This is a genomic window from Photorhabdus sp. RM96S (assembly GCF_042879335.1).
In the GTDB taxonomy this organism is placed as follows: Bacteria; Pseudomonadota; Gammaproteobacteria; order Enterobacterales; family Enterobacteriaceae; genus Photorhabdus; species Photorhabdus kayaii.
In genome coordinates, this window is sequence record NZ_JBHFKT010000104.1 from 1 (window position 1) to 2058 (window position 2058).

Annotated in this window: 5 protein-coding genes and 1 pseudogene; 3 read left to right on the top strand and 3 right to left on the bottom strand. The window is 44.4% G+C overall.

Annotated elements, in window-relative coordinates; translation table 11 throughout:
* Positions 1 to 129, bottom strand: a 129-nt coding sequence (locus ACGF49_RS24370) for a CHC2 zinc finger domain-containing protein (protein ID WP_387493253.1), incomplete at its 3' end; no start/stop codon positions are given.
* Positions 130 to 259: 130 nt separating this feature from the next.
* On the opposite strand from ACGF49_RS24370, the gene ACGF49_RS24375 reads away from it, so the two are divergent.
* The 3 genes from ACGF49_RS24375 to ACGF49_RS24385 all read left to right on the top strand — a co-directional run bounded on the left by ACGF49_RS24375 (position 260) and on the right by ACGF49_RS24385 (position 1209).
* Positions 260 to 601: a helix-turn-helix transcriptional regulator gene (locus ACGF49_RS24375; protein ID WP_315903533.1), complete on the top strand. Its 342-nt coding sequence runs from the start codon at positions 260 to 262 to the stop codon at positions 599 to 601.
* 75 nt (positions 602 to 676) lie between these two features.
* A complete protein-coding gene (locus tag ACGF49_RS24380) occupies positions 677 to 997 on the top strand; it encodes a SymE family type I addiction module toxin (RefSeq protein WP_113044371.1) in 321 nt (106 codons plus the stop codon).
* A 14-nt stretch (positions 998 to 1011) separates the two neighbouring features.
* A complete protein-coding gene (locus tag ACGF49_RS24385; protein WP_113044370.1) occupies positions 1012 to 1209 on the top strand; it encodes a hypothetical protein in 198 nt (65 codons plus the stop codon).
* 57 nt (positions 1210 to 1266) lie between these two features.
* On the opposite strand, the gene ACGF49_RS24390 is transcribed toward ACGF49_RS24385, so the two are convergent.
* Positions 1267 to 1551 carry an Imm53 family immunity protein gene (locus tag ACGF49_RS24390; protein WP_049584276.1) on the bottom strand — a complete coding sequence of 95 codons (285 nt, stop codon included), beginning with the start codon at positions 1549 to 1551 and terminating at the stop codon, positions 1267 to 1269.
* Positions 1548 to 1952, bottom strand: a pseudogene (locus tag ACGF49_RS24395) (RHS repeat-associated core domain-containing protein); the annotation flags it as partial. The gene ACGF49_RS24390 and the pseudogene ACGF49_RS24395, both read right to left, overlap by 4 nt.
* Positions 1953 to 2058 lie beyond the last annotated feature (106 nt).

A 2058-nucleotide genomic window follows, 5' to 3' on the forward strand; every position in this document is an offset into this window, starting at 1 on the left:
ATGGAACGGGCACAGCAGTACATAATCTTTGCCGCGTTTAAAGAGCTGTCGCCCCTGTTGCTCCACCACGGCGACTAAGGAGACGGCGGCTTTCAGGTGCTGTAATTCTGCTTCCGGGATGCGTGCCATAAAACGACCTCCTAAAAAATGCGTCAAGACTCCATTGCTCTTTTATTTAGTATCTATTAAGATACCAATATAAAGCAAGCATTTTTTGGAGGGTAGAATGACGGCAAATTTCTCTGACTGGTTTAATTCGATGAGCATTGCTAACCGACTCGTTGCCCTCCGTAAGCAAAAGGGCCTCTCACAGCAAGCATTGGCGGATGCCATTGGTATCCATGTGACTCAGGTCAAACGCTACGAAGGTGGGATTTCGTTACCTTCTCTGGAGGCAATTAAGAAGATCGCACAGACATTGCGGGTCACGACTGATTCACTGATATTTGAAGAAGATGAGCTACTACCTGATGCCGACTTGGCTCTACAGTTTCAGGCTATTAACAACATGCAGCCGGAGCAGCGAGAGGTGATTAGGGAGTTATTGGAAGGAATGATTATCAAGTACGAGGCTGAACGCTGGTCTTCTAAGATGAAGTGAGGACAATAACGCAACGTATTCGGGCGGGCACCCAAATACGTTGCTCACCACAAGCAACTAAAAGAGGTAGTTACTATGGCTAAGGCGCATTCTAAAGCAGAAGCGGCAGTAAATAAAGCCGTGAAAACAGAACGTTATTACACGGTGGGTTATGTACCGAACGGGAATAAGGTCAACAACGCCACACCGGCGATACATCTTAAGGGACAGTGGCTGAGACAGGCGGGATTTAATACTGGCGGCCAGATTACGGTGAAGGTGATGGACGGCTGTCTGGTGCTCATTCCTGACAGTGAAGCCACGCAACAACAGCATCAGCAGTACCAGCGACAACAGGCCCAGCTGCGGGAGATTAAACAGCAGATGCAGGCGTTAATAACCGGTTTTGTGGGTTAAGAGGAGAGCATGAGATGACGATAGCCATTGAACATTTGCAGGATATCCAGTTAACCCACATTGAAGCGCTGGCGTTAGCTCAACTGGTTAAGCGGCTGTGCTGGTCTGAGATACGGGCTTGCGCGGTGAATGACGAGGAAGCGTATCAGATCAAAGATGCGATCGCTAAGCTTCAATCTGCTCTGGCTTACCGTGGGTATGCACCAAGGTAGATCATAAAAAAGCCGGAAGATCTCGAAAGATCTTTCCGGCTTTAATTAATTATATTTCTACACTTTATCAAGCCATTGTGCTGCATATTTCAGTATTGTCTCTAAATTTGCAATACCTCCATATCCTTTAAATTCTCTTTCACTTGCCTTTATATTTACCCAATCGTCATCAGTGTTATTCACAATAATATTTAATGGGTTTTTCCCATTTTCTCCTGATATATTAACCTTCCAACCAGGATTATCTAATGTACTGATATCAAAGCCATACTCATGTTCCCACATTCCATCGCATTTAGATTGATACCAGTTTTGAAGGTGTTCAATGATATTATCATTCATTTTAATATCCCTTGTTTTTTAGCTAGTTCTCTAGCTGTACGTATATCTTGCTTAGTAGCAGGTCTGGCCACTTCCTGCTTTTTCAAAGGAAAGCGTTTTCCATTAGGAGCTATATTTATTGGTGAAGTTTGAACATGTGGAGTTGGTATATCCGTTTGGGTTATTTTATCAAAATGCGCTCTACCTCTTAAATCTATATGCCCCATAGTTGTTGGAGTTGAGAATGTCACTGTATTTTTATTAAGTTGATTAGCTAACTCCTCTGCCATTTCTTGAGCATTCTTAGACTTATTACCAACATCTTGGCAATTTTTACCTGCTAACCCTAATGGGTCGATCCACGACACCGGATTAGGCACGTACGCATACAGGTTCAGACCCCCTGCTAATCCTATCGGGTCTTAGGGACTATCCCGACGCCATCATACAGTTTAGCGGACCTTTCCCCCTGATTTAGCAGCCTTTTTCTCCGCCGCTTTTTCCCACCCTGTTAAAGAACATGCCAAC